This window comes from Candidatus Nitrospira allomarina, from assembly GCF_032050975.1.
GTDB lineage: Bacteria > Nitrospirota > Nitrospiria > Nitrospirales > UBA8639 > Nitrospira_E > Nitrospira_E allomarina.
In genome coordinates, this window is the sequence record NZ_CP116967.1 from 1,053,936 (window position 1) to 1,076,854 (window position 22,919).

Sequence of the window (22,919 nt, forward strand, 5' to 3'; positions counted from 1 at the left end):
GCTAAAAATGACGGCGCATATTGCGAACCGCTTCTAGATCGGAAGTGAATAAATCGCGAATATCTTGTATCCCAAGGGCGATCATGGCCATTCGATCCAACCCGAGTCCCCATGCAATAACCGGAACCGTCACCCCTAAGGGTATGGTGACTTCAGAGCGGAAAAGGCCGGCGCCCCCCAATTCCATCCACCCAAGTTTGGGATGACGGACATGCAATTCCACCGAGGGTTCGGTAAACGGGAAATAAGCCGGAAAAAATCGAATCTCTTTGGCTTGTGCCATTTCCGTGGCGAACAATTGCAGGAGTCCCAAGAGTGTTCGAAAATTGATATCAGAGCCAAGCACAATCCCTTCCACCTGAAAAAAGTCCGTGGCATGTGTGGCATCGACATTGTCATAACGAAAACACCGGGCAATAGAAAAAAATTTGCCGGGAACCGGGGGATTTTGTGCCAATGTCCGAGCGGAAACGGCGGTGCCTTGGCTGCGGAGGACTAGGCGCTTCGCCCGCTCAGGGTCATACTCGTATTTCCACCCTTTCGATCCGCTCGTTCCCCCATCCCGGTGGACCTGGCCTACCCGGCTGAGAAATGGCTCTTGGATTTTCTTAGCCATCTTGGGATTCTTGACAAAATACACATCATGAATGGCACGAGCAGGATGGAATTGAGGCATGAAAAGCGCGTCCATATCCCAAAATTCCGTCTCAATGAGTTCGCCACGCATTTCCTGAAATCCCATGCTCGTGAGCTTGTACTTCACGGTATCCAGAAATTCCCGATAGGAATGCCGTCTGCCGACCGCCAGGCGAGGAGGGCGAAGGTTGATGGAGTATTTGCGAAAGGATACGTGACGCCAGGATCCGTCTTTTAAGAGTTCAGGGGTTAATTGAGAAATTTCCTGGGCGGCTCCTTCCCGTAAATGAGGCAGAAGATTCCGGCCCTCATCTGTCAGGACGTAGGTCCGTTCGGTATGATCATCGATACGAAAGGGTTCTTGCGTATTGCCGCGTTTGACGGCGTATTGGCGAAGCAATGTCTGGTGACCGGATGCAAACGAATCCAGGGGTCGTGCACCTTCCTGAACCTGATTAAGCAGGCTTCGCAAGTCCCTCATGGTGTCACTATCCTTGCCGGTTATTTCCAGCACTCCCCCTGCACCCATCTGAAGGACGCCTTCTTTCTTGAGAATCCCGATCGCCCGGCTTAGCTCGGAGGGTTGGAATTTCCCTGTGCCTTGCAGGTCCTTCACGGTAGGGGATGAGCCGTCATGAACGGCACTCTTCACCGTCTGAAGAATCCACTCAAGTGGAGAGGAGTTCGTCTGGTGGTATTGGGCACCGACCGTGGTAAGGGAGACATAGGTCGTCGTGGTTTCGGACGACAGGCTCACCAGTTGTTTCGTAAGCAGCCACCCGACTGCCATACTGACTTGTGAGGGGGCTAGCTCCGTATGGCTGGCAAGTTGAAGGTCTGAAAGTGGCTGAGGATATTTCCCCAGTTCACGGAGGACCTGAATTTCGAGAGGATGTAGGCTGTCGGTATTATTTGGGGAATTCATGGGCCCGATTAGACAATCACGGTCTGAGCTGCAGTTCGCATCTGCCGAATGGTTTCAGGAATATTCTTGCTGCCAAAAATGGCGGAACCGGCAACCAGAACATTCGCACCGGCCTGAATCACCGACGCCACGTTGGTCAGGTTGACTCCCCCATCCACTTCCAAATGTGCTGAACTGCGCGAATTGTTCATCATGGTCCGGATTCGCCGGATCTTATCCAGGCTGGATGAGATAAATTGTTGGCCTCCAAAGCCGGGATTCACAGACATCACCAGGACTAAATCCACGTCACCAAGAATTTCCTCAACGCTAGTAACGGACGTCGCCGGATTCAAGGACACTCCGGCTTTGACTTGTCGTTCCTTAATAGACTGCACCGTACGGTGTAAATGTGGGCAGGCTTCGACATGCACCGTTAACAGGTCGGCTCCGGCATCGACGAATTCAGGGATGAAATCATCCGGGTTTGTCATCATCAAATGAACATCTAACGGCAAGGAGGTCACCTTGCGAAGCGCTTCTACCATGGGCGGACCAACCGTCAAATTGGGAACAAAATGGCCATCCATCACATCCACATGGATCCAATCCGCACCGGCTGCTTCCACCATTTGGACGGCTTCTGCTAGCCGGGCAAAGTCAGCAGAAAGGATTGAAGGAGAGATTAAAGGTGTGACTGGCATTGTTATTCAGTTTTTTTCAACCGGCACGCAAAAAATCCGTCCATGTTCAACGTCTGAAAGGCCGTACACAAATGCCCCAGGGCAGTAATAAGTGATTGCCCGGCAGCGGGCACCCAAGGTGTGACGGATTCCTGATAAAATTCAGGATGTTCCTGACAAAATCCGGAGATAATCTCTGTGGTCTCCTCCGGTTCGACTGAGCAGGCACTATAGACCAAGATTCCCCCTGGTCTCAAGAGGTCAGAAACCCGATCCAGAATCTCACGTTGAAGAGCCTTGGCATGTTGGATGGTCGATAACGATTTGATTAATTTTCCTTCCGGGTGTCGGCGAAGAATACCCAGAGCAGAACAGGGGGCATCAAGCAGAATCCGGTCAAACGGTTGGGCCAGCACGGCAGGAACCGGGAGGCGGGTCGTTGAGGCATGGTTTGTCCTGTCGTGTTCGGATGATGCACTCAGATCATGGTGAACAGGCTGAACAATGGAGACTCCCAGCCTGCCACAATTGGATACGAGCCGATCTAACCGTCCCTGATGACGATCAAGTGCCACGATGGTCCCCTGGTTTTTCATCAATTGGGCCAGGTGCGTGGTTTTTCCTCCGGGAGCCGCACAGGCATCAAGAACCCGGTCGCCGGGCTGAGGGTCAACGAGCAAGGGAATGAGTTGGGCGGCTTCGTCCTCCACGTAACACCAGCCGTCTTGCAAGGCGGACAGTTCTCCGGGACTGCCACATTTGCTTAAAATCAAACCGAGGGGGCTCACAGTGGTTTCCTGTGCAAGTATTTCTTCCGATTGAAGGCGGGCAAGCAATTGGGAACGGGAACACTGAAGAGTATTCGTTCGAATCGTTAGCGGCGGAATGCCCATAGACTGTAGGCAGAGGTGTTCCGCTTGCGTGAGTCCGAAGGATTGTCGCCAGCGCTCAACCAACCAGGGCGGACACGCATAGCGAATGGAGAGGGCCTGGGTGGCGTCGACTGCCGGATCGGGCATGGGCGGCGCAGGTTGCCGGAGTAGATTGCGCAATACGGCATTCACGAAACCGGACCAATTGTGGCCGGGCTGTTTCCGGATGAGCTGAACGGCTTCATTCACCGCGGCGGAAGCCGGGATACGATCGAGATAGAGTAATTGATAAGCAGCGACCCGCAACGTTGTGGCGACCGTCAGCGGCAGACGGACCATGGGCTTGCGGGAGACCTGATCTAATCGCCAATCCAGAGTGAGGTAATGCCGTAACACTCCATAGACCAACTCAAATGCCAGGTGCCGGTCGCGTTCGGCGACCACGAGGTCTTTAGTGATATGATCGAACACGTCATCGCTGAAAGCCCGGGTACGTTCAATTGTCTGCAAGGCTGCGGCAGCGATTTTTCTCGCACTCCAGGCACGACCAGTCGAAGATGCCGGTGGTTTGGCGGAGGATGTCGATTGTCGCGCTCCCATCTTCACGCCTTGCCAATCATGGGAAATGTTTGGCCAACTTGGCAGCCATTTCAATGGCCTCAACAAGGCTCATGGGATCGGCCATGCCCTGCCCGGCAATGTCATACGCTGTGCCGTGGTCAACAGAGGTGCGAATGATCGGTAGACCCACCGTGATGTTCACGCAATGGCCGAAGGCCACCGTTTTGAGCGGAATCAATCCCTGGTCATGATATAAGGCGACAATGCCATCAAATGATCCTCGTACCGCCTTGCCGAACAAGGTATCCGCAGGATGAGGACCCGTGCAGGCAATGCCCTGTTTTTTGGCTTGCCGAATGGCGGGTCGAATGAGACGGCCTTCCTCGTCGCCAAACAGGCCATTCTCGCCGGCATGAGGGTTGAGGCCCGCCACGCCGATGCGCGGTTTCTGAATGTGGAACAAGCGGGTGAGTCCCTGATGAGCCAATCGAATGGCTCGGAGAATTGTGGTGGAGTTCAATACGTTCGGGACATCACGGAGAGCCAGGTGTGTGGTCGCAAATAAAATTTTCAACGGACCCCCGACTATCATCATCCCCGATTCTTTTGCTTTCGTCAGGTCCGCCAACATTTCGGTATGGCCCGGGTACGTGTGCCCTGCTAAATGCATCGCATGTTTATTAATGGGTGCCGTGACGATGCCCTGTACGCAACCGGCCTGGGCCAACCGGACGGCTGTTTGAATGCACCTGACTGCCATATCCCCGGACCGTGCCGTGATGCGTCCAAGCCTGACCGGACGGACTGTCCCGGAAAAGGGATCCAAGACCGGGAGAGAGCCCCGGCGGAACATTCGAGAATCGGAGGATGATTCGTGCCCGCTCACCGGCACAAGAACCAATGAGGTCCCTAAGGATTGTGCGGTGTATTCCAGGATGGTCCGGCTACCGATGACCAGGGGCCGACAGATTCGCCAGATTTTCGGCAACTGGAGAGCCTTCACAATTATTTCCGGTCCGATCCCGGCAGGATCGCCCATGGTAATCGCCAGTAGCGGTTTGGTCGGTTGTGTGGTGGACATGCGTGGATTACTTAAGCCGGGCCAATTTGGCAGGAGAAGTTTTGCGCGTGGATGGGGTTTTCGCGCTGACATCCGTCCGGTGTGCGAGGTCGATGATTGTTTGTACAGGCTGCCTGGTACGCTCAGCCAATGCGACACAATCACGATACTCGGGAGTGACCTTAAAACGGCCCTGTCCAAGACCGGCAATCTTCATACGCACAGAACCACCCAACAGTCTAATTGTTTGGAAGGAGCGAGGCAGAATGGCTCGATCCATTTCCTGAATTCGTATTCCCAGCGTCGAGGTTTCTGAAAATAGGATTGACTGCAGCGCCTGAAGATTCTGTGAGAACGCGATGACTGTCACGATCGTGCCGGGCCGACTCCGTTTCATGATGGTTGGCGTCAAGGTGACATCAAGCGCTCCAGCCTCGAACAGGCGCTCCATGATCATCTCATACAATTGCGGATTCATATCATCGATGTTTGTCTCAAGTTGAATGATGCGTTCGGTGTGATTCAAAGAGTCAGAATCTTGAACACCAACAAATAAACGCAACACATTGGGCCAGCCATGAGGATTGGCCGTGCCTGCGCCATACCCCACTGTTTGTGGTGTTAAGGGTGGGAGCGGTTTACAATCCTGGGAGAGAGTTTTAACTAACGCGATCCCGGTCGGTGTTGTGAATTCAATGGCCGGTCCATTGGAGAGAATGGGAATGCCCTGGGCCATGTGCGCCACCGCCGGTCCCGGCACCGGAAGCAGCCCATGCGCTGTGGAAATAGTACCGGCTCCCAGATTAATAGGTGAAAAGGATACCGTTGTGATGTTTAAATGCGCGAACCCCAGCAGGGTCCCGACAATATCTACCAGCGAATCGATTACGCCCACCTCATGAAAATGGACCTTATTCGGTTCTTGGCCATGCACCCTGCCTTCGGCTTCAGCCAGCAGTTGGAAGGTATGAAGGGCCTGCCTGCGAATGGTGTCGGAAAGGCGACTGTTCTTTAAAGTTTTTTTGATGGTGGCAAGTGATAAAGGCTTGGTGAACCCTTTGTGAATATCCACATCCACCTTGGTGGCCCTAATGCTGTTGCGGATCACCTGCTGTTCGCGAAGCCGATAGCCTTTTATGCCTAAGCCTTTGAGCCCTTTTTCAAGGGCAGACAAGGGCACACCGGTATCAACCAGGGCACCCAAAAACATGTCCCCGCTCACACCCGAAAACGCATCGATATGAAGATGTCTGGTCATAAAACTACACCTAAAAAAGTTCAAAGGCGAAACCGTAGCATATCAAAAACCCGAACGCGACGCTGAGTTAGACATTGAGAAGGGGAGGAAAATTTTTAAATTATCCGGTTTTCGTCCGGGCACACAGGTCCTTTTGTTTCGGCAAATTGGCCCAGAACCATGCTGGCCGTGGCGTGGCCCTTCGGGGCCCCTGTGCGGTTCGCCAATTCCGGTCGCAACTCACAATCGCGGAGCCTGTCCTGAGGCTTGCCGAAGGGACTAGACAATGCGGTCACGCAAAGGCCCGAAGGAAAAAATGTCAGACAATTCTGGGATTTGATTGGTCTGAAGAGGAAAATTTTGGCACAATATGATGAAGAATGCCCTCAATAACGATCACCTAAGGATCTGTGTCCTGGTTGGAGGTCTCACAATTTTGAGAGATTATTTGTTTTTCTCCGAATGACATGACTTTTTAGAAGTTGCTTCGTTCTGTCATCCCTCGGGATTTAGCGACCAATGACTGACCAATGGAGTTCACGTTTTTGCACATAAGGAACCAGATGCCTCGTTTATTAAAAATTTCTCTGAAAACGCTGCAAATTTTTTGCTTGAGTCTATTCATGGGTTTAGCCTTTTCCCAACAGGCCGAATCAAAAAAAAATAAAGGACCGGCCACCTCCCCTGTGAAAATTTCTGATGTGGTGGTTTCTCCTGATCCCTTTATCATTGGAAAAAGTGGGTTGAAGTTGACCCTGCTCGTGGAGTTGCCGTCTTCGTTGCGTGGAGCCAATGTGCTGGAAGTCTCTGCCATGATCACCTCACCGACGCGGCGCTCCATGAGTTTTGTCGCACACCGTTTATTGGTGGACGAACTGAAGCCGAAAGGGAAGAATCTCACCATTCCAGTGGAGCTGGTCTGGGATGGGAAAGATCAATACCATCAACTCGTTGCTGATGGCTCGTATTTTTATGAACTCCAGGCCAAGTTGATGGAAGATCAGGGGAATGGACCCCGAACGAAGATTGTGTCACGTCGGGTCCACGGGACACTCGAAGCGTTGGCGTATGTGGGTGAAGTGTTGCCTCCCCTTCCTCCGGAACCGGATATTCCGGAAGAACTTGAAATTCTTCGTGAGGGAGAGAGTTCTGAAGAGAGTGGCCCAAACACGGACGAAGATTTGAAGTCTTCCGACGATCCGGTGCTTTCAGAGGAAGAGGCTCCCCTGGATGCTGCGGGTGTTCTTCAGCCGGAGGAGGTCGATGGTTCCGAGGCCGATGTTCAAATCGGTGGTCCGGAGGAAAAAGACGAGAGCATAATCTCTGAAATGGGAGAGCCGCTAACATCGGAACCTTTGAGCGAGCCGATTCCTGAGTTACCTACGTCTGGGGAAGAGCCTCCGCTTGTCCGTTAATATTGATGCGGTGGGCAAGACAGCCTGCTCCAAACCCGTTATCGATATTTACCACGCCGATTCCAGATGAGCAGGCATTTAGCATCGTTAAGAGAGGGGCAAGCCCGCCAAAATTCGCCCCGTAGCCCTGGCTGGTGGGCACGGCGACAATCGGGCGATCAACCAACCCTCCCACCACACTGGGTAAAACCCCGTCCATTCCTGCGACGACGACGACGACTCGCGCCTGATGAAGCCTTTCCTGGCGTTCCAAGAGCCGATGTAAGCCTGCGACGCCAACATCATAGAGTGTGTGCACCCGGCTTCCCATGACTTCGGCGGTGACTTTGGCTTCTTCGGCCACAGAGATGTCGGAGGTGCCGGCCGTGACAACAAGAATCAACCCCTGCTTGTCTCCCTTGCTATCGGACAGAGAGACCATTCTGGCCATCTCATGATATACCGCCTTGCGGGCTAATCGCTTGAGGCTACGCGCATTCGCAGGCGTAACTCGTGTCGCCAGGAACGGTCCGCCGGCCTTTAACAATTGTCGAGCGATGGCCGTAATTTGTGCGGGTGTTTTGCCTTCGCACAGGATCACTTCCGGAAAACCCTGTCGGAGCGACCGGTGATGATCCACTGAGGCAAACCCGAGATCTTCAAACGGGAGAGTGCGGAGCTGTCGAATGGCCTGTGGGACAGAAACGTGTCCGCCTTGAACCCGTTGAAGCAGGGCCGCTAACCGGTCGTGATTCATGAATGGGCCCTGGGGCCAAAAGTGGCGGTGCTGGCGGAAAAAAGTCCATCAGTTTCGCCTTTCGCTAATCGCGACATGAGATCTGTCACAATATGCCGGGGATTGCGCCCTTCAAACAACATTTGAAACACGCCGCGCACAATGGGCATATCCACGTGATAACGTTCAGCCAGCGCCATGGCAGCCCGGCTGGTGGGAACGCCTTCAGCCACGGTTCTGGTGGTTGTGCGTAACGTGGTCATATTCGCGCCCTTGGCCAACTGCATGCCGACCTGGTAATTCCGGCTCAACGTCCCCGTGCAGGTGAGCACCAGATCTCCCAACCCCGATAGCCCATAAAAGGTGGCGACATCGGCGCCCATGGCCCGGCCCAACCGGATCATTTCGGCCAGCCCTCTGGTGATTAAAGCGGCTCTCGCGTTAGATCCGAGGTCCAGCCCATCCACCACGCCGGCGCCAATGGCCATGACATTTTTTAAGGCACCGCCCAGTTGCGCACCGATCATATCCCGTCCGGCATACACGCGAAACTGTGGAGTGATGAAGGCTTGTTGCAGACCATTGACCAGATTGAAATCGCGCCCGGCGAGTAAAATGGTGGTGGGCTTCCAACGGCTCACTTCGGATGCGAAGCTGGGCCCGGAAAGAATGGTGATGAACGGATGCCAGACGGCAGGGAGGTGACTTTCGACCACCTGACTCATTAATTGCAGCGTGCCTTCCTCAATGCCTTTAGTGGCAATGATGATGGGAAGGGGTTCCTTTAATAACAGGTTGAGTTGCTTCACCATATTGGCCATGGCATGAGATGGTGCCGCGAGCAGGATGACATCCGTGCCCTGCACGCAATCCGGAAGACTGATCGTGGCCTGGATGGAATTAGGTAAGACCACCTCCGGGAGATACCAGGAATTTTCTCTGGTGCGTTGTATGGTCTCCGCCACCTCAGGTTCATGTGCCCATAAGCGGATGCTGAATCCTTTGGTGGCCAGTAGGTGAGCCAAAGCCGTTCCCCAGGCTCCGGCGCCAATTACAGAGAGGACGCGAAAGGAAGAGGGTGTCACGGTGTCTCCTGACAAAGATGATTCATGAATGACGGTGGAGATGGCGCATTGGCCAAAGGGGCAAAGCGATGTATGGGGAGAGAAACGTGCACCAGTTTGAGGGAACGAATGAGGGTCGATGTTGGGATTGAATCGTGATCTATTGAGAAATTATAAAAATGACGTGGGAAGTGAGTCAAATTATTTTGCGGAACCTGCCTGGACGAATCGATGGAAATTGGGCAAGATAGAGAAATCCAATACTCATGAGACATACATCATCTTAACAGAAACCAGGTGCTGTGTGAGCGAAACCAAGTCGTGTCCTTCTTGTGGCTATGATCTCCCTCGCCAGGGACGGTTCTGTCCAAAATGCGGGAGTCGGGTGGATCGAAAGCCGGTGAAGGATTCCAAGCAGGAGCCACTCAACCTTCGTATTCTCTATATTATGGTGGGCCTTCTCATCCTGGCGGTCTTATTCCCTCCTTGGCAAACACCACCGGAACAGGCGCCCGAATTTTTAGGATTTCACTTTATTACCTCTCCCCCCTCGGAGGGGGCCCAACGAAGCCCTATCCTCCAAAACATTCAACTCTTTACGATTGCCGTAGCTGGACTGTACTTTTCCTGGGCATTTAGGGGCAAAGGCTAACCAGGGCCTTCCTCCAATCCGGTGAGGAGGTTCTTCATGAGGGTGATTTCTGAGGACACGGGATATCGGGTCTATTTGACCCTGGATTCCCTCAAATCCCATGTCCTATTCCCATGAGGATCACGATTGCCCCAAGATGACAGCGGGTTACTTGGTGACTTGCAGGATTTGTTGAATGGCCTCAGCCTTTTGCATCCGGAGAATCTGGTAGATTTTGGGACCATCTTCCAAAACGTATTGTCGGTCTTCGGCTTGTACCTTGGCGCACGGTCCTGGATTGTTTTGTAAAGAAAGAAAACGAGTGACAAGCGGGGGATTCCGTGAGATCCGTAAAATACTCACGGCACAGGCTTCCCCGTCATAGGGTGCCGACACGATGTTGGCGTCATCCCATTCCTGTATATCATAAACATGAGTATGTACTTTGAGTTGGGGCACATTCGCATTGACGAGGAATGCGGTCGAGTCGATACATCGTTTAAATTCTTTCATACAGGTGACGCGCGAGGTTTGCAGGACCTCGTCGGTATTGCCTTCCTTGAGCATCCAGGAACCCTGGACTTCCACCCATTGTCCCCATTCCTGATCTTGAAAGGTCTGTGGGGGAAGGAATGGGACCACACGATTTAAAAGGCGATCATCTTCGGTGAGATGTTTCAGTGTGGGAAAGTCGAGGTCCCCGGTTTGAGAGAGCCCCGAATGTTTCTGATAGGCTTTCAAGGCCTGTTTAGTAGTTTGGTCGAGAATTCCTGTATAGGGTCCGACTCCATATCCAAAGCGTCCGAGAAAAATCTGCACTCCGGTCATCAACGTACGAAATTCATCCGGTTTTTTCCGTAACGCCTCCAATTCTTCCTGACCCTTCTTGTCTAACGACTTTTTTGCAGCGTCCGTTTCTGCCGATTGAGGGGATGGGGCCGATGAAGATTCAGAAGATTTTTTTGGGGAGTGGGGTGTGTTCAGCTCTTCGCCCGAGGCAAAGCCGGAGCCATTGGAAAAGAGTACTGTCCCGATACCCACGAATACATACAGAGCCATCAATCCGACTAAATTACCGGTGTGTTGCGACATATCACATTCCCTTCTAAAAACCTAAAAAGCAGAACATCTGTTTGGTGTTCATTCTCTACCTGTGGAGATCAGGATCATTCCAGGTGGAGTTCGTGGAGTCAAGAGCTGCAGCCTGCTCGTTCATTGAGAGGTGAGCTGTGATCCGCAAAAAGAGGAGATGGAGTAATGATGGAACGAGTGGAGATGAGGGAGACCGACAAAAGACTCGTTAAGAGGACCCCTGTTCTGATTGACGGCAGAACAGATTGACCCTACGAAAACGCCGGATGGAGCATACCCCATCCGGCGTTTTGTCCGCACACTGGGAAAATTACCGTTTCTTCGTGGCAGCTTTTTTCTTGGCTGGAGCCTTTTTCTTGGCTGGAGCCTTTTTCTTGGCTGGAGCTTTTTTCTTGGCTGGAGCCTTTTTCTTGGCTGGTGCTTTCTTCTTTGTGGCCAAAACACTCACCCCCTTTCAAATGAGATGCGACGTCGAAGTCGCAGTGATAGCTCACTCCTACGATAGCAGTGAGTCTGTGAATAATAGGAACCCTTGAGCCCGTTATTAGTGTAGGACGTCACGCGAAAAATTTATCGGCGCTATCGTTCTGTAATGCCAAGCGATGTTCGGGAGCGAAATTGAAGAGGGAATGATGTAAGCAAGAAGTGTTTCGATAGTTGTGCATGATGATATTGAATCTATACTACAACGTCTAAGCAATTAATTCCAGGAATTTTTTAATTTTTTTTGTCGTGATGGACCCGACGCAATACGTCTGTCAGAAATCATGTCGGCGTGACGAAACATAACCTCATAAACATGCACGAGGAAAGAAGGAAAAATTTTCACTGTGTGATGGTCGTCAGCTCTTGGGAGGGCGAATAATTTGCTTCGGCTGAGAACGCCATACGTCCGATGAGTCGCCCGTCTTCCGTCTCCACATTCACCCGCCATTCCCCAGGCTGGATCCGTTGTTTCATGGTGTACATGCGATAGCCATGTTCTCTTCCTCCGGTGATGGAAATGGGAATGCGATCTGTGGTGATGAATTCAGCCGACTTGGTGAGTGGTCTCCATTCCCAGTGGTGATAGATGGTGGTATGCAAGGTGATCGGAGCAAACACGGATGAAAAGCTATAGACGGGTGTGTCCGTTCCGACACGGTCATCGGACCGTTTCCACACAGCGTACCAGGGACCATCTTCATAGGTGAGCAGGTATTCATTCTGTTGTTTTTCGATGTGATGATAGATTCCTCCGGATTTGAGGGAGAGGGGAATGGGAGGAATCCAATTTAAAAAATATAACGTGGTGCACAGACCCACCAGAGCAAAAGCCGGAAAACAAATGCTCAAGGAGGCCCTGATAGGAAGGTTGGGAATGCCGCGGACGGTGAGGCGGACGGTTTCCCATACGATGGCTATGGTGATGAGGGCACCGGTTAAAAAAACCGCGGCATTCATCCAGCCCGTCAGGACAGGGAGGAAAAAGGTCATAAAGCTTAAGGTGACGATCGCAAAGAGACCCACCAGCATTTTGAGACTGGAATATCGTTTGGAAAGAAATTCATTGGCGATGAGCAGCCCGACAATGATTCCTAAAAAGATGGCGGAGGTGGACCATGAGGCACTTTGGGAATAAAGGATGGCATAGGCACTGAACAGCCCACCTAATAGAAATTGCATGGCCTTGCCAAAATGCGGACGGGCCCGATGCATCAGGCTCAGGACATTCCAGCCAGGTATGTCCGGTGTTGAGGGGATTAGTCCCAGTTGAAATCGTCCGGTGAGGATGATGAGAGTGCCCAGGAGCGTGATGTAGAGGAGGATAATCAGATTATCCAGCAATCGATCGATGCGTGTTAACGTGAGGGTATCATAGGTCACGCCGGCGAAAAAAAAGACGGCCGGGAGAATGGGTTTGAGGAATGTCGAGTGCCACTGCATCATTGTCTGGGCCAATGTCCCCGTGAGGGACGCAGTATACGTCGAAGTCAATTTGTGAGTCGTGAGATTCATTGTACCTCTTCCTTCAAAATCCTCGGAAGATTGATGGAATTTCTTAAAGGGGGGGCGAAACGCTTCGGAAGCTTGTATTAGCTGTTTATGAATTAAGCCAATGGGAATGCATCGCCTTCCGCTCTTTTTCTGACGCTGGCCGGAATCCAATTTTTCCTTATCGGGTTGATCCCCTTCACCGGGCCACTGTGGCCTCCAGGCTGGAGCCTTCAAGCCATACTTGCTGGTGGCGGGTGTTTGGCCTCTGGGCGTTGCAGGCCATGGGGCTGCGACAAGTGAGGGTCTTTCCGGAATTTCCCGGCCAGGGGACACTCATTGTCCTTGGCCCTTCCCGCTGGATCGGGCACCCCATATATACCAGCGTCTTGTTGGTGACCCTGGCTTGGACTCTGGGAAGTCCGCTTCCCTACAGTATTCTGTTATGGGTGGGATTGGTGATGACCTTTTCGGTCAAACTCCTGTACGAAGAGCCTCTTCTGATGAAACGATTCCCTGAAAAGGAAACTTACCGGGGTTAAGCCAAGCCCCTCCTCCCTTTTGTGGGATAAAGCCGATCAAGTTTGTGATCGAAGAGAGGTTTAAGACTGGTTTGATGTGACGTGGAGTGGCGTATCATTCCACTTTTTATCTTTTAAAATATTTTACGACATGTTTGAGCCCATCATTCTCCTCACTGGGATGATGAGCACGTATAAGCGTTGCCGGGGTTCGGCCCGGCAGCCAAGGTTTTGTCTGATGCGTCTCGAAGAGCGCGGTTTTTGTTGTGGAGGCAAAAGGACCCATAACCAGTGACTCCCCGTCCGGGCTCATTAAGGTGGGGCGGACGCGGGCCTTAGGAGGGCGGCCTAACTCGCTACGCTTAAACAAAGCCCGCCTGCTCATGAGAGCATCAGACCCGAGAACCGAACGGCAGTCGTCAGTCAACGGGAAGGAGGGGCATACAGACAAATAAGACTTTGGAAATTCATTGGAATCACTATAGATCGTCGCGCTGCTATACCCAGACATCTCAATACACCCGAGCAGGCATTCGAACAATGATAGCGATGGAAAGTGAGGGTTTGAGGTGTTCGCTGAGGATTAGGGCGAGGAATTATCCCTCATTGGCGGGGGATTCTTCGTGGTCAGAATGGTGTGAGCGGCTTGGGAGGCCTCTTTGACCAGGATCCCCATTTTGGGGTGGGAAGGTTCGAGGTCGACGGGGAAGCCATAGTGACGTAACCGTTCGCTTGCCAGATGGCCAATAGAGGCGACCATCATGCGGTGAAGCGCTTTTCTAAAAAGGTTAATCTTCTCATCCTTTTCCAACACCTTAACGAGATGTTCCACTTGAATGGCGTTGGTGACCAACAAAACCGGTATGCCCCCATCCATGACTTCCTGAAGCAGATGTTTCAAGGGTCCCAGATCCTCAGGTAAGGTCCACCGATAGACCGGTACCGGTCGGACTTTCGCTCCCCGTTCCCTCAGGCCTTCTAGAAATTTCGGGTTACTGACTCCATATTCCTGCACCGCGATCCGGAAGCCCTGGAGCCCATCCGGGTAGGATGCATCAAGAGCGACGAGAGTATCTTTCCAGGTATTGGGTTCAGGGACCAGAATGTTCGGCTGAAGGCCAAGCTCTTTTAATACCAGGGCTGGTTTGGGACCCCGCACGACGAGCACCGTGTTGCGCAAGGCGGCAATGATCGCCTCGCGAGTATGCCGGGTTTGTACAACATCCAGCAGAGTCCGAAATCCTACACCGGTGAGTAGAACCAGTAGGTCGACCTGACCTGCCAACAAGGCATCGCCACATTCCAGCCCTTGAGGATTGTCCGATAGTGGGAGTTCCCTCATCGACGGGGCGACATTAGGCACACCTCCGTGCCGGATAATCAGCCGTTCCATTTCCGTGGCCATCCGGCTTTCAAGAGCCCCCACCCGGAGTCCCTGAAAGCCGACATTGAGTTGTTCACCGCTCATGGTGGTACCTTACAGAGGGGTGAAAAATTTATTGGCCTGATGGAGCAGGCACATCCTGGGCGCATCGAAATCCAGTGGAATTATTCCGGTCCGTTGGAAGACTTTTGATCCTCGTAAAAATTCGTACCTGTGGGGTTTCCCCCTGCCAGCCTGAACTCCGCAATACTTTATATTGGCCGGTTTCGGGTCCTGGGGGATTCCGGGCAGGGCTTTTGGCATAATAGTCTGCTTCGTACCAGTCGGCCACCCATTCCCAGACATTACCCGCCACATCATAGATGCCATAGGGGCTTTTGCCTTTTTCATAAATACCCACCTGGGTTAACGTGGCCTCTCCCCGCCACGATTGATTGAAGTTCAAATGTTCCAGCGTGGGTTCGACGTCACCCCAAGGAAAACGCCAGTCGTTGGGTCCTTTTGCTGCTTTTTCCCACTCGGCTTCGGTAGGAAGGCGTTTCCCGGCCCAGTGGCAATAGGCTTCCGCATCCTTCCAGTCCACGTTGATGACTGGAAGGTCGGTGATCGACTCGGGCATCATGTTTCCTTTCCACAGTCCTTTCTTTTGATCCGTGGGATGTTGGGGAGTCCGGTGTCCGGTTTCAGTTACGAATTGAAGATACCGCCCATTGGTGAGTTCGTACTTATCCATATAAAAACTACTTACAAACACGTCATGATTCGGCCGTTCGTCAAGTCCCCCATCCCGGGCCGCCTTGGGCACACCCATGGGAAAGACTCCTTCAGGAATCAAGACCATCGGGGCGCCGTCTTTTCCCACAATTTCCTGCGGAGGCTCAGAAGCGCTAACCGTGCTGGAAACTGCAGCGATGAGTAGTAGGCCCGTCCATATCCCAACACACCCTACCCCTCGATTCCACATCCTTCCTACCATTTTTTCCTCCAGTTTTTTCTGGCAATCCCACAATTTTTAAATGATTCGATTACTAAAATACCATAATTCCGGTTGATCATGAATGATAGGTCAAAGGTTTGGGAGGGAAAGTTGAACCATATGGCCACACTGAGATTCGACAGGGTCCGCTTTGGCCTCGCCAGAAGAAGCCGTTGACCATTCCACCTGTTGTCATCGTGAACCGTTGGATCGACAGGTGGGATTTTAGAAAAAAACAGATAAAGGTGCGATTTTCAACAGACCTTAGAATTCTTGACGTTTGTTCGGCAACTTGCTCCCTCCCGGGGTCCTGGGTATGATGCCTTTCTCCAAAAATACTCGTGGGCGATATGGTCTCACTCTTCATCCATTTGACGGAATTGAGATGCAGGAAAAAAGAAAAACCCTCGGACTTCGCCATTTGGCCTTACGGGTGCGGGATGTTCAGGCATCCCAGCGGTTTTATGAAGGACTTTTTGATATGAAAGTTGTGTGGCAGCCAGATCCCGGGAATGTCTACCTGAGTACGGGCTATGATAATCTCGCACTGCATCAAGTGACTTCTGAAGAGTTGAGTCAATTAAACCTCTCCAAGGTTCACCCGTTGGATCATCTGGGGTTTTTAATGGATTCTCCGGCAAGTGTGGACGCGCTATTTTCGGAAGCCACAACACAGGGCCATACGATTGTGAAACCCTTGAAGCAACATCGCGACGGCAGTTATTCGTTTTATCTTTCTGATCCGGATCAGAATACCATTCAGGTGTTGTTTGAACCCTCAATCCAATTGCGATAGAACAGGGTCGAACCCTCGCGGTTCCTTCCCTTCGCAGTATACGAGACAGTTCTCTCTCCCTCTCATCTTGCCATGAATCCTTGGACGACCATTGATCCCACGCAGCATGTTGGACTGAACCCGTGGGTCTGGGTTCAATTGGAGAGCACCGAACCGCCAGGACCTTTCCCGTTTTTGGGCGGGGTGGAACCGGAAGTCGTCAGTAGTCTTCATCAGGTGCATGAGATCATGATGAGCGGTATCGAGACCGCCATCAGCGACATCATGGCCCAACGTGCCTCCGTAGATGACCCTCAAATACCCCGTCGTTTGGAGGACGCCTATGCGGAAGTAGTGCAATCTCGTCCTGCCCTACAACGGCATATTCAGTGCGGACGGAAATCCGATGGGACCTTTCACTGGGACTATCCCAAAAATTCCACAGCTTCGGCCAAGATGACGTATGGAGGGTTGCGGATTTTTAACTCCGTCACCCGGCAAGCGATCCCGTTCGGGTTTGAGCGGCCAATCGGGCCGAATGTAGGGCATTTCCTTGGTTTTCTCACTGGCCGGCATTCGATGGGGGAGATTCAAGCCGTGGCCCAGGCCGGCGGGCGAGATCTTGAACGGCAATTGGCGCAGCTCTTTACCTTATTGAAAGACCATGATTGTCTGGCCATCGCTCCTAACACCTCCCTTGAAGCACATTGGCGTAAAGTCACGCGGGATCAAGATGTGGTGCACCTGGGACATGCGGCTTTGATGTATCGCCACCAGGATAATTTTTTATGGTTTGATCCCTGGCTCATGCCATGGTTTGCGGAGTCGCCTGTTCCGTCCCTGTGGGCAAACCTGCTTCCGCGCCCGGCTGGAATTTTTCTCACTCACGACCATGACGACCATGTCGATCCTCGCACTTTGTACCATTTGCCTAAAGATGTGCCGATCTTTGTGCCGAGTCGACGCAACCGGAAAGCGTTGCATTTTGATTATCTGTCCCTTCTGAGAGAGTTAGGCTTTTCGCAGGTCAGAGAGCTGGCTCATGGGGAAAGCTGGCGTATAGGGGACGCCCAGGTAATATCCGTACCGTTTTTCGGTGAAGATCCATGTGATGTGGAACTTCCACGAAATTGTTATTTGGTGGCGGACCGGGGGCGGAACACGCTGGTGCATGCCGATAGCGGGCCGACCAATGATGGCCGCTCGGCTTTGCAAGGCAAGGTCATGGCCAATCTCGTGTCAAAGTACGGTCCGATTCCCTTGGTTTTTGCCTCGCAACAACAACTCAAAGAAGTCCGGAGTTATGCGGCATATGCCTGTCTCTCTCCTCCGGGAACCTGGTTGGAGGTGGGAGAAAACGGCTTTTTGACCAATGCCTATTTAGCCGAGTTGTGTCGAACGGCTCAAGCCAAACTCTTTGTCTCCTATGCGACAGGGGGTGCGGATTGGTACCCCGATCATTTATCCTTTATGTTCAGTGGGCGTAACCCGGCCCGTACGGCCTTGCTCACCGCGAATTGGGATCCTCCTGAAAGTCTTAAGCAGGAACTGGAACCGTTTGGCTGTCGCTATCATTTCGGCCAGGCGTTTGATGTGTTTGGAGCCGGCCCCAACGGGGAAACCCTGGTGTCTCATCTGGCGGATCAACTGACACCAATCGGTTTATACCAGTTGGATCATGCCCCTCCTCCCTTTCTGCGAAAACATCGATAGCCGGTGTGAGTCGGGAACGGGGTATGGTACCCAGGTTTGAGCCACCAGAATTCCTGCTTGGCCTCTTCCAGTAAGTCCGGTATGATTGATCTTCACGCCTACAGTATTCCTTGGTAGCAAAGGGAGGCCACGATTCATGGTGCAGGATTCTGAAGACGAAAAAGAATATATAGAAGAAGTTGCAGTGGTTGGTGTCAAAGTACGGGATCTGGGAGAGGTAAAAAAAACCCGGACCGATGATCATACCGTGAAAGTCGGTGATTGGGTCTTGTTGGATTTAGACAACGACCATACCTTTGGCAAAGTCTATCTCCCTCCTCAATTCCTCCCGTTTACCCCGCCGATGCGGGTGATGCGGCAGATTATTCGAAAAGCCACTGAAGAAGATGAACGCCAGATTGTGCGCCAGCTGCGTTTGGCCCAAGAGGGTGAGGAGTTTTGCCAGGAACGAATTGCCGAATTGGGGCTCGGCATGACGTTAGTGGAAGTGTTTGGTTCATTTGCCCAGCGATCACTTACCTTCACCTATACGGCCGATGATCGGATTGATTTTCGCCAACTGGTCAAAGATCTGGCCAGGCGATTTGGATGCCGAATTGAGATGCGCCAGATTTCAAGCCGGGAGGAAGCCGCTCGACTGAGTGGCGTCGATACCTGCGGATTGGTGCTCTGTTGCTCCAGCTTTTTAACCGATTTTAAGCCCGTCTACCCTCGCGGTCGGGCTGACGCACCCATGAATGGCATGGATAGCCATCGGATCGGGGTCTGTGGTCGGATGAAATGCTGTTTGTTATATGAGGAAGAGAATTGGACCCTCACTCGACGCAAACCACAGCCTTTAATTCGTCCCACAAGACGGTAATACTATGGCATTCAAAAACGTTGGTTGTGAGTTAGGGGCTGCTGAGGCACATCCGCAAGCTGGGGTGGTTTCCGTCATAAGTGGAGAAATGACGCGCCATGGGGGGTAAGCCACGATTTGTCATTTATGCACATAATGCGACCTACGATAAGCTCCATCAAGTGGCCACGCTGGGATTAACGGCTTCCGCGATGGGGAAAGATGTGATGGTGGTGCTGTTGTTCTGGACCATCAAAAAGTTGGCGGAAGGGCGGTTAAATGAATTGGATTTTCCTCCGGAATATGCCGCCCAAGCTCCCGAAGTGGCCCGGTTGATCCGTGAACGCAAAGTTCCGCTCATTTCGGACATGTTTGAGGAAGCCCGTCAGGTCGGCCAGTTCAAATTAGTCGCCTGTAGTGCGGGACTTGAGTATATGGGAGTCGATGCCAAGGCGGTCACTCAAGGGGTCGATGAAGTAATGGGCTTGCCTGCAATTATTTCTGCCTGCTCCGGTGCGGAAACCACCCTATTTATTTAATTCCCTTTCCGGTTTTTCCCCGCAATGTGTTGGCAGGCTTTGATTGTTCCCTCCAGTTTTCTGAAGGGTTGAATTCTTGACAAGACTTAAGATCGGGTGCTAGGTCCTTGGAATGGTTCCTGTCATGAATAAAATTGACATCCCTGGCAAAGCGGCGTCCACATGGACCGGTCCGGCTCGGGAGCAGGCCGTCCAGCGAATGTTCACGGCCATTGCCAAATTTTATGACCTGAATAATTCTCTTCTGAGTTTTGGCCTGCACCATTCCTGGAAGCGCAAGGCGATTTCCTACATACCTGACATCCCTGGGACACGAGCGTTGGATTTGGGTGCGGGAACCTGCGACCTTGCAATCTTAGTGGATCAACATCTCCACTATACGAGCCAAATTATCGCAGCGGATTTGAATTTAGCCATGTTGCGTGTGGGCCAGGATAAAGTCCGGTCCCAGAGCTTGGCCAACCGTATTACCTGTTTGCAGATGAATGCCGAGCATCTCACCTTTCCGTCTGCCACATTTGATACGGTGACGGCCGGATTTTGTATTCGCAACGTCGGAAATCTTCCCCAAGCGCTTTTGGAAATCTGCCGGGTATTGCAACCGGGGGGTCGCTTTGTGTGCCTGGAATTTTCCCGTCCGGTTTCAGCCGGCCTGCGAAAGCTTTACGACTGGTACTCCTTTCATTTGCTCCCCTGGATCGGCACCAAGGTGGCTCGCGATGGTACGGGGGTGTATGAATATCTACCGGCGTCAATACGCAATTTCCCGGACCAAAAACGGCTCGCCCAATTACTGAAGGAAGCCGGGTTTCAATCAGTGGACTATCACAATCTGACCGGTGGAATTGTCGCCATTCATGTGGCGGTGAAATAGCACGATGAACTCTGTCCTCTACGTCTTTCTCCCCTGTAAAAAGGTTTATCCCACCGGGATTACCTACCTGGCTGACTTCATCCACCGGCGCCGGCCGGATGTGCGTCAGCAGATTCTGGATCTCTCCTTATTTCCTCCGGATCAACGTCAAGCACAATTACGGGAAGTGACCAAGGCTTTTCAGCCGGAATTGGTGTGTTTCTCATGGCGGGATATCCAGATTTTTTCTCCGCATGAAGGCGATGCCTCGCTCGAGCATGCGTTTAATTTTTATTACGCGAGCAATCCCCTGAAGCGAGTGGTGGCCTCCTTCCAAGGCCTGCAGAATCTGTATCGCTATTACACGGATATCCGGAATAACCTTTCGTATCCCTGGCTGATTCAGAAAGAATTTCCCTCAATCGGAATGATGATCGGCGGCGGAGCGTTCACGGCCTTTGCGGATCAGCTTATTGAAAAATTGCCGGAAGGCATCATTGGTATTCTGGGAGAAGGGGAGGACGCGATTCTCAAAGTCCTGAACGGCGAGCCTCTTGGTGAAGAACGGTTCATTATCAAAGAGCAGGGAAGGGTCACCAAGGGCACCAAAAATACGCCGGCCCTGTTAGATGCGCTCTCCGTGGATATTCCTTATCTCACGTCAATCTTTCCACAATACCGTGAATATATCGGCGAATGTATCGGCGTGCAGAGCAAACGCGGCTGCCCGTATGATTGTGCTTTTTGTCTCTATCCCTATATTGAAGGCAAACGGGTGCGCTATCGCCCGGCGGAAAATGTGGTGAAGGACATTGCTCAGTATTACCATCAATGGGGAGCCAGACGGTTTTGGTTTACCGACGCGCAGTTCATCACCGGCAAGGATGCCTACCCCCAATGTACGGAAATCCTGGAACGGATCATCTCTCAACAATTACATATTGAATGGTCGGGATACGTCCGGACCTCCCTGATTAATCCAACGTTGGCCAAACTGATGGTGCAATCCGGAGTGGGAGATTTAGAGGTCGCGATCACTGCAGGCTCGCAAAAGGTCCTGAACAGCATGCATATGGGCTTCAAGCTTGAACATTTGTATGACGGATGCCGATATCTAAAGGAAGCGGGATTCAACGGGCGGGTCATTCTCAATTATTCCTTGAATTCCCCGGACGAAACAGAAGAGACGCTTCTCCAAAGTATCGAGTCCTACAAAATAGTGGCCTCGATATTGGGAGAAGACCGGGTGTTTCCCTTGATGTTTTTCCTAGGAATCCAGCCCAATACGGATTTGGAGCAACGATTATTGTCGGAAGGGTATTTATCGAAGGGCTACAACCCGCTCAGTTTGACGCCCTGGAACATCAAAAAGATGCTGTACAATCCGGCGCCGCTTAATAAGATCATTGCCAAGGCTTGCCTGGCGGCCTGGGGTCGGAAGCATGGTTCGAAAGATCCCCGTCCCTGGTCTGGCAGCTTGAGCCAGAGTGCCACGCAGCAACAGGGACACACCTATGCTGACACAAGCCTATCGAAAGGATTTGAAACCAATTCCGGGCGTGATGCCCTGCTCACCCTGGAAGAAATTCTTCGTTCCCGCCGCCCATCCGATTCCCAGCCGCTTTCTCCTGCCCCCGAACCCAATCCCTCGCGTTGATTTTTCTGTAAATTTATGGAGCGCGAAACCAACAAACCTGCAGAAAGATTAGGCTAGATCCCCCATCTTCATGGGTGATTTTGTGTGGAAACCAGTCTGTTACAAACGGAGGAAGGAGGTATTCCCTATCAAATGAATACCCACGTAACACGTTTAAACGTTCCGGAGGTTTAGGGTTTACCCTTTGATTGTAAATTCCATGGTGCCGATAACGTTAACGGCATGCAACGCTTGGCCCGGAGAACCATAAAAAATCTTGACCTGATACTTCCCCGGTTCCCATCCCTCTGGCGGCTTTGAAATAAGAAAGTATCCGGATCGCTGATTCATTTCCAGTTCGATCACGTCTTTTCCGACTGGCGTATTCGACGTCACTTGCCCATCCTTCATTCGAAACCATGCAGCTGCGAATTGACCAGGGGCGTCTAAGGGTTGCGCCTCGAAGACAATGTAAAACATCTGCGTGTCTAATGGGAATTCCGAAACGCCCGGGTTAACGGGCTCAACATACGCATCCCCCGTAGTCATCCATCCTGGCCGTCCAAGGGAATCCCAAGGTGTGTCGTATCCCGTCGCCATGGTAATCCACGTAAAGACACCTTGCGGGCGTTTCCAATTGACCTGGTCAAACGCCATATCTTTGATCATGTCGTCTTTATTGGGTGCCAGGGTCGAGTTACCAAACGGATCGTCCGCCCAACAGATGCTGCTGAACAGGCCAATAAGAACAAGGGCCGTCGCAGTGCGAAAAAAACAGGAAACGCCGACAACCTTACGAAACAATTTCATAAAAATACTTTCGACAATGTGCATGGT

Annotated in this window: 22 protein-coding genes; 9 read left to right on the forward strand and 13 right to left on the reverse strand. The window is 52.1% G+C overall.

Annotated elements, in window-relative coordinates:
• Window position 1 precedes the first annotated feature (1 nt).
• Genes pheS through larC form a run of 5 tightly spaced genes read right to left on the reverse strand, consistent with a single transcriptional unit; the run spans window position 2 to window position 5,974 of the window.
• Window positions 2–1,561, reverse strand: coding sequence for a phenylalanine--tRNA ligase subunit alpha (pheS, locus tag PP769_RS04550; RefSeq protein ID WP_312645676.1), 1,560 nt, complete (start codon window positions 1,559–1,561; stop codon window positions 2–4).
• Window positions 1,562–1,569: 8 nt separating this feature from the next.
• Window positions 1,570–2,244 carry a ribulose-phosphate 3-epimerase gene (gene rpe / locus PP769_RS04555; RefSeq protein WP_312645677.1) on the reverse strand — a complete coding sequence of 225 codons (675 nt, stop codon included), beginning with the start codon at window positions 2,242–2,244 and terminating at the stop codon, window positions 1,570–1,572.
• Window positions 2,245–2,246: 2 nt separating this feature from the next.
• Window positions 2,247–3,695, reverse strand: coding sequence for a 16S rRNA (cytosine(967)-C(5))-methyltransferase RsmB (rsmB, locus tag PP769_RS04560; protein WP_312645678.1), 1,449 nt, complete (start codon window positions 3,693–3,695; stop codon window positions 2,247–2,249).
• 16 nt (window positions 3,696–3,711) lie between these two features.
• On the reverse strand, window positions 3,712–4,737 hold the full coding sequence (gene pdxA / locus PP769_RS04565) for a 4-hydroxythreonine-4-phosphate dehydrogenase PdxA (RefSeq protein ID WP_312645679.1): 1,026 nt from the start codon (window positions 4,735–4,737) through the stop codon (window positions 3,712–3,714).
• A 7-nt stretch (window positions 4,738–4,744) separates the two neighbouring features.
• On the reverse strand, window positions 4,745–5,974 hold the full coding sequence (gene larC, locus PP769_RS04570; protein ID WP_312645681.1) for a nickel pincer cofactor biosynthesis protein LarC: 1,230 nt from the start codon (window positions 5,972–5,974) through the stop codon (window positions 4,745–4,747).
• 602 nt (window positions 5,975–6,576) lie between these two features.
• Here larC and PP769_RS04575 point away from each other — a divergent pair.
• On the forward strand, window positions 6,577–7,368 hold the full coding sequence (locus PP769_RS04575; protein ID WP_312645683.1) for a hypothetical protein: 792 nt from the start codon (window positions 6,577–6,579) through the stop codon (window positions 7,366–7,368).
• Here PP769_RS04575 and larB read toward each other — a convergent pair.
• Entirely contained in the window at window positions 7,334–8,104 is a 771-nt protein-coding gene (gene larB, locus PP769_RS04580) for a nickel pincer cofactor biosynthesis protein LarB (protein WP_312645685.1), read from the reverse strand. The genes PP769_RS04575 and larB overlap by 35 nt on opposite strands.
• Window positions 8,101–9,168, reverse strand: a complete 1,068-nt coding sequence (locus PP769_RS04585; RefSeq protein ID WP_312645687.1) for an NAD(P)H-dependent glycerol-3-phosphate dehydrogenase — start codon at window positions 9,166–9,168, stop codon at window positions 8,101–8,103. The genes larB and PP769_RS04585 overlap by 4 nt, the downstream gene beginning before the upstream one ends.
• A 118-nt stretch (window positions 9,169–9,286) precedes the next feature.
• On the opposite strand from PP769_RS04585, the gene PP769_RS04590 reads away from it, so the two are divergent.
• Window positions 9,287–9,799 carry a hypothetical protein gene (locus PP769_RS04590; RefSeq protein ID WP_312645689.1) on the forward strand — a complete coding sequence of 171 codons (513 nt, stop codon included), beginning with the start codon at window positions 9,287–9,289 and terminating at the stop codon, window positions 9,797–9,799.
• A 147-nt stretch (window positions 9,800–9,946) separates the two neighbouring features.
• Here the strand turns inward: PP769_RS04590 and PP769_RS04595 are convergent, their stop codons facing one another.
• From PP769_RS04595 to PP769_RS04605, 3 genes are all read right to left on the reverse strand, one after another.
• Entirely contained in the window at window positions 9,947–10,870 is a 924-nt protein-coding gene (locus PP769_RS04595) for a peptidoglycan-binding domain-containing protein (RefSeq protein WP_312645691.1), read from the reverse strand.
• Between the two features lie 251 nt (window positions 10,871–11,121).
• Complete coding sequence (locus tag PP769_RS04600; RefSeq protein WP_312645693.1) at window positions 11,122–11,364, reverse strand: hypothetical protein; 243 nt, start codon at window positions 11,362–11,364, stop codon at window positions 11,122–11,124.
• Window positions 11,365–11,695: 331 nt separating this feature from the next.
• Window positions 11,696–12,868 (reverse strand): DUF2914 domain-containing protein, encoded by a 1,173-nt coding sequence (locus tag PP769_RS04605; RefSeq protein WP_312645695.1) that lies wholly within the window; start codon window positions 12,866–12,868, stop codon window positions 11,696–11,698.
• Between the two features lie 260 nt (window positions 12,869–13,128).
• Here PP769_RS04605 and PP769_RS04610 point away from each other — a divergent pair, with 260 nt between their 5' ends.
• The gene (locus PP769_RS04610; protein ID WP_312645697.1) at window positions 13,129–13,386 is read left to right on the forward strand and encodes a methyltransferase family protein; all 258 of its coding nucleotides are present in this window, start codon (window positions 13,129–13,131) and stop codon (window positions 13,384–13,386) included.
• Between the two features lie 562 nt (window positions 13,387–13,948).
• Here the strand turns inward: PP769_RS04610 and PP769_RS04615 are convergent.
• Window positions 13,949–14,833, reverse strand: coding sequence for a uroporphyrinogen-III synthase (locus PP769_RS04615; protein ID WP_312645699.1), 885 nt, complete (start codon window positions 14,831–14,833; stop codon window positions 13,949–13,951).
• 28 nt (window positions 14,834–14,861) lie between these two features.
• The gene (locus PP769_RS04620; RefSeq protein ID WP_312645701.1) at window positions 14,862–15,713 is read right to left on the reverse strand and encodes a formylglycine-generating enzyme family protein; all 852 of its coding nucleotides are present in this window, start codon (window positions 15,711–15,713) and stop codon (window positions 14,862–14,864) included.
• A gap of 328 nt (window positions 15,714–16,041) precedes the next feature.
• On the opposite strand from PP769_RS04620, the gene PP769_RS04625 reads away from it, so the two are divergent.
• The 6 genes from PP769_RS04625 (at window position 16,042) to PP769_RS04650 (ending at window position 22,103) form a co-directional block, all read left to right on the forward strand.
• Window positions 16,042–16,521, forward strand: a complete 480-nt coding sequence (locus PP769_RS04625; protein ID WP_312645703.1) for a VOC family protein — start codon at window positions 16,042–16,044, stop codon at window positions 16,519–16,521.
• A 72-nt stretch (window positions 16,522–16,593) separates the two neighbouring features.
• Window positions 16,594–18,213 (forward strand): MBL fold metallo-hydrolase, encoded by a 1,620-nt coding sequence (locus tag PP769_RS04630; protein ID WP_312645705.1) that lies wholly within the window; start codon window positions 16,594–16,596, stop codon window positions 18,211–18,213.
• Window positions 18,214–18,349: 136 nt separating this feature from the next.
• A complete protein-coding gene (gene ricT / locus PP769_RS04635) occupies window positions 18,350–19,075 on the forward strand; it encodes a regulatory iron-sulfur-containing complex subunit RicT (protein WP_312645707.1) in 726 nt (241 codons plus the stop codon).
• 98 nt (window positions 19,076–19,173) lie between these two features.
• Entirely contained in the window at window positions 19,174–19,593 is a 420-nt protein-coding gene (locus tag PP769_RS04640) for a hypothetical protein (protein WP_312645710.1), read from the forward strand.
• A 124-nt stretch (window positions 19,594–19,717) separates the two neighbouring features.
• A complete protein-coding gene (gene mpqE, locus PP769_RS04645) occupies window positions 19,718–20,467 on the forward strand; it encodes a methyl-plastoquinone biosynthesis methyltransferase MpqE (RefSeq protein WP_312645712.1) in 750 nt (249 codons plus the stop codon).
• 4 nt (window positions 20,468–20,471) lie between these two features.
• Window positions 20,472–22,103, forward strand: coding sequence for a B12-binding domain-containing radical SAM protein (locus PP769_RS04650; RefSeq protein ID WP_312645715.1), 1,632 nt, complete (start codon window positions 20,472–20,474; stop codon window positions 22,101–22,103).
• A gap of 177 nt (window positions 22,104–22,280) precedes the next feature.
• On the opposite strand, the gene PP769_RS04655 is transcribed toward PP769_RS04650, so the two are convergent.
• Complete coding sequence (locus PP769_RS04655; protein WP_312645717.1) at window positions 22,281–22,916, reverse strand: hypothetical protein; 636 nt, start codon at window positions 22,914–22,916, stop codon at window positions 22,281–22,283.
• Window positions 22,917–22,919: the final 3 nt, after the last annotated feature.

Bases quoted from the DNA above. Each gene is read 5' to 3' on its own strand.
- pheS (WP_312645676.1), bottom strand. From the start codon at position 1,561: ATGAATTCCCCAAATAATACCGACAGCCTACATCCTCTCGAAATTCAG.
- rpe (WP_312645677.1), bottom strand. From the start codon at position 2,244: ATGCCAGTCACACCTTTAATCTCTCCTTCAATCCTTTCTGCTGACTTT.
- rsmB (WP_312645678.1), bottom strand. From the start codon at position 3,695: ATGGGAGCGCGACAATCGACATCCTCCGCCAAACCACCGGCATCTTCG.
- pdxA (WP_312645679.1), bottom strand. From the start codon at position 4,737: ATGTCCACCACACAACCGACCAAACCGCTACTGGCGATTACCATGGGC.
- larC (WP_312645681.1), bottom strand. From the start codon at position 5,974: ATGACCAGACATCTTCATATCGATGCGTTTTCGGGTGTGAGCGGGGAC.
- PP769_RS04575 (WP_312645683.1), top strand. From the start codon at position 6,577: ATGGGTTTAGCCTTTTCCCAACAGGCCGAATCAAAAAAAAATAAAGGA.
- larB (WP_312645685.1), bottom strand. From the start codon at position 8,104: ATGAATCACGACCGGTTAGCGGCCCTGCTTCAACGGGTTCAAGGCGGA.
- PP769_RS04590 (WP_312645689.1), top strand. From the start codon at position 9,287: ATGTTGGGATTGAATCGTGATCTATTGAGAAATTATAAAAATGACGTG.
- PP769_RS04595 (WP_312645691.1), bottom strand. From the start codon at position 10,870: ATGTCGCAACACACCGGTAATTTAGTCGGATTGATGGCTCTGTATGTA.
- PP769_RS04605 (WP_312645695.1), bottom strand. From the start codon at position 12,868: ATGAATCTCACGACTCACAAATTGACTTCGACGTATACTGCGTCCCTC.
- PP769_RS04610 (WP_312645697.1), top strand. From the start codon at position 13,129: ATGGGGCTGCGACAAGTGAGGGTCTTTCCGGAATTTCCCGGCCAGGGG.
- PP769_RS04615 (WP_312645699.1), bottom strand. From the start codon at position 14,833: ATGAGCGGTGAACAACTCAATGTCGGCTTTCAGGGACTCCGGGTGGGG.
- PP769_RS04620 (WP_312645701.1), bottom strand. From the start codon at position 15,713: ATGTGGAATCGAGGGGTAGGGTGTGTTGGGATATGGACGGGCCTACTA.
- PP769_RS04625 (WP_312645703.1), top strand. From the start codon at position 16,042: ATGATGCCTTTCTCCAAAAATACTCGTGGGCGATATGGTCTCACTCTT.
- PP769_RS04630 (WP_312645705.1), top strand. From the start codon at position 16,594: ATGAATCCTTGGACGACCATTGATCCCACGCAGCATGTTGGACTGAAC.
- ricT (WP_312645707.1), top strand. From the start codon at position 18,350: ATGGTGCAGGATTCTGAAGACGAAAAAGAATATATAGAAGAAGTTGCA.
- PP769_RS04640 (WP_312645710.1), top strand. From the start codon at position 19,174: ATGGGGGGTAAGCCACGATTTGTCATTTATGCACATAATGCGACCTAC.
- mpqE (WP_312645712.1), top strand. From the start codon at position 19,718: ATGAATAAAATTGACATCCCTGGCAAAGCGGCGTCCACATGGACCGGT.
- PP769_RS04650 (WP_312645715.1), top strand. From the start codon at position 20,472: ATGAACTCTGTCCTCTACGTCTTTCTCCCCTGTAAAAAGGTTTATCCC.
- PP769_RS04655 (WP_312645717.1), bottom strand. From the start codon at position 22,916: ATGCACATTGTCGAAAGTATTTTTATGAAATTGTTTCGTAAGGTTGTC.